The sequence below is a fragment of the Pseudomonas sp. Sample_16 genome, from assembly GCF_004307665.1.
Taxonomy (GTDB): Bacteria; Pseudomonadota; Gammaproteobacteria; order Pseudomonadales; family Pseudomonadaceae; genus Aquipseudomonas.
Genome location: NZ_RCOB01000080.1, coordinates 1 through 7,067 on the forward strand (window position 1 = coordinate 1; position 7,067 = coordinate 7,067).

Consider the following 7,067-nt stretch of genomic DNA (forward strand, 5'->3'; position numbering starts at 1 on the left):
CGTTGCAGTCGTTGATCAAGGCGATTCGCCCGGCGACATGATTCGGTGCCCGTGATAGCGATCTTTATTTCGACGCAAATCTCAGCAGCCTTTGAAGATGCCGGGCCGCCGCTCCACCAGCGACCGCACCCCCTCCTGGGCATCCTCGCTGCTCAGCAACTTTTTCACCAGCGCCGGCAACCCGTGCGCAGCGGCGGTTTCCCCTTCGTAACGCGCCTGTCGCGCCGACATCAACGTCGCCTGCACACCCAGAGGTGCCTGCCGGGCAATCCGTTCAGCCAGTTCAATGGCCCTTGGCAACAGATCCTCGCTGGCCATCACTTCCTGTACCAGGCCCAAGTGCAGCGCATCGTGAGCATCGAACTCGTCGCCGGTCAGCATCCAGCGCATTGCATTGCCCCAACCGGCGACCTGATGCAGGCGCAATGTGGCGCCGCCGAAAGGGAAGATCCCGCGCTGCACTTCCATTTGCGCGAAGCGCGTGTTGCTGGCGCACAGGTTGATATCGGCGGCCAGCATCAACTCGATGCCGATGGTCAGGCAGTAACCCTGCGCGGCGACGATTACCGGTTTGCTGACCCGGGGGCCGGCAAATACGCCCCACGGATCGCAGCCGCCAGACGGAGCCTGCCAGCCTTCGGTCAGCGCAGCGCTGGCGTTGACCAGATCCAGCCCGGCGGTGAAGTGCTCGCCGTGACCGAATACCACCGCAACCCGCGCATCGCTGTCCGCTTCGAACTCACCATAGGCAAGGCTCAGCTCGTTGAGCAGTTCAAGGTCGAAAGCATTGCGCTTGGCTACCCGATCCAGGCCGATCAACAGGACATGACCGCGCTTTTCACGGCTCACACGGCGGGTGTCGAGCTCTTTCATGGTGCATATCCTCGGGCGGGAAGGGGAGTCAGACCGGCGGTCCGGGTCTTCAAGATGAACCGTTTTAGCGCCATCGCCCGCTGGGCCGGGCCTTTGAAAAATAGACGCTTGCACGATTATCCGCAAAGCCTGTGACAGAACGCCGTATGCGGGAGTTTTGCGATAAAAAAAGCTCCCTTTTTCGGCAAATTCCGGTATAGTGCGCGCCGGCCTTTAGCCGGGCCGCGTTTAGGTAGAGCAATTCCCCGAAGTCAGCTTCGGCTGCACGTCCGTACTGCGGACTCTCCCTTGACGATTCTTTTCATTCATTCGTTTTCGCAAATCCCCGCCGACAAAGCTGCCAGGGCGACTCTTGAGTCTCAACACGGCATGCGCAGCTTTGGAGCATGGGTCTTTGCGGATGCACTTAGAGGCAGACCCATGACCCAGGAAATCGGCGGCTTCGCCGCTCTTGAACTTCATCCCAATATTGTCGCTGCAGTAGTCGCTACCGGCTATGAAGAGCCTTCGGCCATTCAGCAGCAGTCGATCCCGATCATTCTCGCCGGTCACGATATGATTGGTCAGGCGCAAACCGGTACCGGTAAAACCGCTGCCTTTGCCCTGCCTATCCTGCACCGCATTGATCCGTCCAAGCGCGAGCCGCAAGCTCTGATCCTGGCCCCAACTCGTGAGTTGGCGCTACAAGTTGCAACCGCTTTCGAAACCTACGCCAAGCAAATGCCGGGCGTAACTGTTGTGGCTGTCTACGGCGGCGCGCCGATGGGCCCACAATTGAAAGCAATCCGTAATGGCGCACAGATTGTTGTCGCCACACCGGGCCGTCTGTGCGACCACCTGCGTCGCGACGAAAAAGTTCTGGCGACCGTGAACCACCTGGTTCTCGACGAAGCAGACGAAATGCTCAAACTGGGCTTCATGGATGACCTGGAAGTTATCTTCAAGGCCATGCCGGAAACCCGTCAGACCGTATTGTTCTCGGCCACCCTGCCGCAATCGATCCGTGCCATCGCTGAGCGCCACTTGCGCGATCCGAAGCACGTGAAGATCCAGAGCAAGACCCAGACCGTTACCGCGATCGAACAGGCTCACCTGTTGGTTCACGCTGACCAGAAGACTTCTGCCGTTCTCAGCTTGCTGGAAGTGGAAGATTTCGACGCCCTGATCATGTTCGTGCGCACCAAGCAAGCGACCCTGGACCTGGCCAGTGCCCTGGAAGCCAAAGGCTACAAAGCCGCTGCGCTGAACGGTGACATCGCCCAGAACCAGCGTGAGCGCGTGATCGACTCCCTCAAGGATGGCCGCCTGGACATCGTTGTGGCGACCGACGTTGCTGCCCGTGGCCTGGACGTTCCGCGCATCACTCACGTATTCAACGTTGACATGCCGTACGATCCGGAATCCTACGTTCACCGTATCGGCCGTACCGGCCGTGCCGGTCGCGAAGGTCGTGCACTGCTGCTGGTGACTCCACGTGAGCGCCGCATGCTGCAAGTGATCGAGCGTGTAACCGGTCAGAAAGTTGCTGAAGTTCGCCTGCCGGACGCTCAAGCCGTTCTGGATGCGCGCATCAAGAAACTGACCAACAGCCTGTCGCCGCTGGTGGCTGATGCCGAATCGACCCACGGTGATCTGCTCGATCGCCTGACCGCCGACATCGGTTGCAGCCCGCGTGCCCTGGCCGCAGCCCTGCTGCGCAAGGCTACCAACGGTCAAGCGCTGAACCTGGCCGCTATCGAGAAAGAGCGTCCACTGGTGCCGAACAACGCGCCACGTGGCGATCGTCCGGAGCGTTCCGGTGATCGTCCTGAGCGTGGTGATCGTGAGCGTCGCGCTCCGATGCCATTGGGTGAAGGTCGTGCCCGTTGCCGTACCGCGCTGGGTGCGCGTGACGGTATCGCTGCCAAGAACCTGCTGGGCGCCATCCTCAACGAAGGTGGCCTGGCGCGTGAAGCGATCGGCCGCATTCAGGTGCGTGACAGCTTCAGCCTCGTCGAGTTGCCGGAAGATGGTCTGGAGAAGTTGCTGACCAAGCTGAAGGACACTCGCGTTGCCGGTAAGCAGTTGAAGCTGCGTCGCTATCGCGAAGATTGATCCGCCTTTGGGCTGATTGATCGAACATGAAAAATCCCCGACTGGTTCGGGGATTTTTTTTGCCTTTGAAAAAGATCGCAGGTCAGCCGAAGCGATAGATGTCCATGCCCAGCGCCCCCATGGTGAATCCCTTGTGCGCAACACTGAAATCACCTCCGGCACTGCGGGCAAAGTACAGCGGCAGCAAGTGCTCATCGCTCGGATGGTTGCGTACGGCATGCGGTGCCTGCGCGCGATAGTCATGCAGCGCGGCCTCATCGTTGGCGGCAAGTTTCTCGATCATCCAGTCGCGGAACGCTTGTGCCCAGGGTTCAACGCTTTCCGGGCCGGCATGCCAATCCAGTTCCCGCAGGTTGTGGGTAATGCTGCCGGAGCCGATCAGCAATACGCCGTGCTCGCGCAGGCTGGCCAGGGCATGGCCGACGCGGGTTTGCAGGGCAGGGCCGCCACGGGTGGGCAGCGACACCTGAACGATCGGGATGTCCGCCTGTGGATACATCAACGAAAAAGGTACCCATACGCCATGGTCGAAGGGGCGCTGGGGATCGATGCGTGCCGGAAGGCCGCTGGCCTTCAACTGCTCGACAACTTCGGCGGCCAGTTGGGGGTCACCAGGCGCCGGGTATTGCACTTCGAACAGGGCTTTGGGGAAACCACCGAAATCGTGCCAGGTGTCAGGTTGCGGATTGCCGCTGACCAGCAGCTCGTTGCTTTCCCAGTGTGCAGAAACAATCACGATGGCTTTTGGCTTCGGCATTTCAGCTGCCAGGCGAGCGAGGGCCGGTCCACTGGCGCCGGGTTCCAGGGCTAGCATCGGGGAGCCATGGGAGATGTACAGGCTGGGGAACATGTTTAAGCTCCAGAGAGTAAGATGGCGCCATCTTCAATCAGATCATTGATCTAAATCTAATATAAGTTTTAGGGTGTTTTGATCGAATTTTCGGGGTTATCTATGCAGCCGGAGTTTTGGCACAAGAAGTGGGCGGCAAATCAGATCGGCTTTCATCTGCCGCGGGTGAACCCGTATCTGCAACGGTTCTGGCCGTCGTTAGGGCTGGAGGAGGGGGCTCGTGTGCTGGTTCCCTTGTGCGGAAAAAGTCTGGACCTGCTTTGGCTTGCCCATCAGGGGCATGAGGTTCTGGGGATCGAATTGTCGGAGAAGGCCGTGGAGGATTTCTTCAGCGAACACGGCTTTGATCCTGCCGTCAGCGAGCAAGGGCCTTTCAAGGTTTATCGGGCAGGTTCGATAGAGTTGTGGTGCGGTGATTTCTTTGCGCTGACTGCCGGCGACGTGGCCGATTGTTCTGCGCTCTATGACCGTGCCGCATTGATCGCGTTACCCCAGGCAATGCGTGAGGAATATGCGGATCATTTGAAGCGGATATTGCCCAAAGAGTCCCGGGGTCTACTGATCACTCTGGACTATGACCAGACGCAGATGCCTGGCCCGCCGTTTGCCGTTGTCGATGATGAAGTGCAGCGGCTGTTTGGCGATTCGTGGGCGCTGAAGATCCTGGAAGATCAGGATGTGCTGAGTGAGAGCGTGAAATTTCTGGAGGCGGGTGTTACTCGGCTTGAAGAGCGGGTGTACCGGGTTTCCATTCAATAAAAGATGTGTTGTCTGTACTGGCCCTTTCGCGGGCGAGGCTCGCTCCTGCAAGGGGTGGATCTTCAGTAGGGGCGAGGCTTGCCCGCGAAGAGGCCCTGAAGAACACCGCATCAATCAGCAGACAAAAAAAGGCCCGCATCTCTGCGGGCCTTCCTGTTTATTGCGTTGCCACTTAGCCCCGACGACGAGCCAGAGCGTCGATACGCTCTTCCAGCGGCGGGTGGCTCATGAACATGCGGGCGAAGCCCTGTTTGATGCCACCGTTGATGCCGAAGGCGTTCAGGGTGTCGGGCATGTGCACCGGCAGGCCTTGTTCGGCGCGCAGGCGTTGCAGGGCGCCGATCATCGCGGCGGTGCCGGCCAGGTTGGCGCCGGCTTCGTCAGCGCGGAATTCGCGTTTGCGCGAGAACCACATGACGATGGCACTGGCCAGGATGCCCAGAACCAGTTCGGCGAAGATGGTTGCCACGTAGTAGGCAATACCCTGGCCTTCTTCATTCTTGAAGATCACCTTGTCGACAAAGTTGCCGATGATCCGCGCGAAGAACATCACGAAGGTGTTCACGACGCCCTGGATCAACGCAAGTGTGACCATGTCGCCGTTAGCCACGTGGCCGATTTCGTGGGCCAGAACGGCTTTCACTTCATCCGGCGAAAAACGTTCGAGCAAGCCCTGGCTGACCGCCACCAGTGCATCGTTCTTGTTCCAGCCGGTAGCGAAGGCGTTCGCCTCGTAGGCCGGGAAAATCCCGACTTCGGGCATCTTGATCCCGGCTTCGCGGGACAGTTGCTCGACTGTTTGCAGCAGCCATTGCTCGTGACGCGTGCGTGGCTGGGTGATGATCTGGGTGCTGGTGCTCATCTTCGCCATCCACTTGGAGATGAACAGCGAGAACAGGGAACCGGCGAAACCAAAGACCGCACAGAAAATCAGCAGCTGATTGAGGTTGAGATCAACCCCGTTGGCCGCCATGAACCCGTTGAAGCCGAAAAGGCTCAGGGTGATGCTGGCAATCAGCACGACCGCCAGGTTAGTGGCCAAAAACAGCAGGATGCGCATCATGGTTGTAGAAATCTCCTTATGCTAAAAATGTAGCGTACTGCGGGGTATATAAGGTGCTGCACCGGGGTATTCAACCGGGTGACTATTTCAAACTGTGTCCTACGGTAAAAGCTTAGCTGCTTGCAGGGCATTTCCGACATTGATGCAGGAAGTGTTTGTAGGCCGGCAGGTCTCATTTGCCCCGTCGGCGTTGGACCGGAGCAGGCAGCGCAGTATTGATCAAGGCTAGAAGTGTCAGTGCTCGACTGGGTGCAAACATATGTTGCTGAATGAATCACCGTGCGACTCTGCAAGCGCCGTCGCACGGTAAACCGGTCATCTACTGCCGATAGGACTTGAGGAAATTGCCGATGCGGCCGATGGCCATGTCCAGGTCATCGACGCGAGGCAGGGTCACGACGCGGAAGTGGTCCGGCCACGGCCAGTTGAACGCAGTGCCCTGAACCACCAACAGCTTCTCGGAGAGCAGCAGGTCGAGGACGAATTTTTCGTCGTTGTGGATCGGGCAGACTTTTGGGTCGATTCGCGGGAACGCATACAGAGCGCCCATCGGCTTGACACAACTCACGCCCGGGATGTCGTTGAGCAGTTCCCACGTGCGGTTGCGCTGCTCCAACAGGCGACCCGGCGGCAGCACCAGGTCGTTGATGCTCTGATAGCCACCCAACGCGGTCTGGATCGCGTGCTGGCTCGGCACGTTGGCACACAAGCGCATGTTGGCCAGCATGTCGATGCCTTCGATGTAGCTCTGGGCATGGTGTTTCGGCCCGGAAATGGCGATCCAGCCGGAGCGGAAACCGGCTACGCGGTAGGACTTGGACAGGCCGTTGAAGGTCAGGCACAGCAAGTCCGGCGCCAGGGAAGCAGTGCAGATGTGCACGGCATCGTCGTAGAGGATCTTGTCGTAGATCTCGTCGGAGAACACCACCAGGTTGTGCTGGCGGGCCAGTTCCAGCATGCCCAGCAGGACTTCCCTGGAGTACACCGCACCGGTCGGGTTGTTCGGGTTGATGATCACCAGGGCTTTGGTGTTCGGGGTGATCTTGGCCTTGATGTCGGCCAGGTCCGGCCACCAGTTGGCCTGCTCGTCACACAGATAATGCACCGGGTTGCCGCCCGACAGGCTCACGGCGGCAGTCCACAGCGGATAGTCGGGAGCCGGCACCAGCACTTCATCGCCGTTGTTGAGCAGGGCCTGCATCGACATCACGATGAGCTCGGAAACGCCGTTGCCCAGGTAAATGTCTTCGATGCCGACGCCTTCCACCTGCTTTTGCTGGTAGTACTGCATCACGGCTTTGCGCGCGCTGAACAGGCCTTTGGAGTCGCTGTAGCCCTGGGCGGTCGGCAAGTTGCGGATGACGTCCTGGAGAATTTCATCCGGCGCTTCGAAACCAAAGGGCGCCGGGTTGCCGATGTTCAGCTTGA

General features: G+C 59.3%; 6 protein-coding genes. 2 read left to right on the forward strand and 4 right to left on the reverse strand.

The window, feature by feature from the left end:
• Positions 1–81 precede the first annotated feature (81 nt).
• Complete coding sequence (locus tag D8U69_RS12060) at positions 82–873, reverse strand: crotonase/enoyl-CoA hydratase family protein (RefSeq protein WP_130907366.1); 792 nt, start codon at positions 871–873, stop codon at positions 82–84.
• A 420-nt stretch (positions 874–1,293) separates the two neighbouring features.
• Between D8U69_RS12060 and D8U69_RS12070 the strand changes: the two genes are divergently transcribed.
• The gene (locus D8U69_RS12070) at positions 1,294–2,967 is read left to right on the forward strand and encodes a DEAD/DEAH box helicase (protein WP_056856386.1); all 1,674 of its coding nucleotides are present in this window, start codon (positions 1,294–1,296) and stop codon (positions 2,965–2,967) included.
• Between the two features lie 82 nt (positions 2,968–3,049).
• Here the strand turns inward: D8U69_RS12070 and D8U69_RS12075 are convergent, their stop codons facing one another.
• Positions 3,050–3,817, reverse strand: a complete 768-nt coding sequence (locus D8U69_RS12075; RefSeq protein ID WP_130907367.1) for a class III extradiol ring-cleavage dioxygenase — start codon at positions 3,815–3,817, stop codon at positions 3,050–3,052.
• Positions 3,818–3,919: 102 nt separating this feature from the next.
• Between D8U69_RS12075 and D8U69_RS12080 the strand changes: the two genes are divergently transcribed.
• Complete coding sequence (locus D8U69_RS12080) at positions 3,920–4,576, forward strand: thiopurine S-methyltransferase (RefSeq protein ID WP_130907368.1); 657 nt, start codon at positions 3,920–3,922, stop codon at positions 4,574–4,576.
• Positions 4,577–4,748: 172 nt separating this feature from the next.
• Here the strand turns inward: D8U69_RS12080 and htpX are convergent, their stop codons facing one another.
• Complete coding sequence (gene htpX, locus D8U69_RS12085) at positions 4,749–5,639, reverse strand: protease HtpX (protein ID WP_007973520.1); 891 nt, start codon at positions 5,637–5,639, stop codon at positions 4,749–4,751.
• A gap of 319 nt (positions 5,640–5,958) precedes the next feature.
• Positions 5,959–7,067, reverse strand: a 1,109-nt coding sequence (locus tag D8U69_RS12090) for a pyridoxal phosphate-dependent aminotransferase (protein WP_130907369.1), incomplete at its 5' end; no start/stop codon positions are given.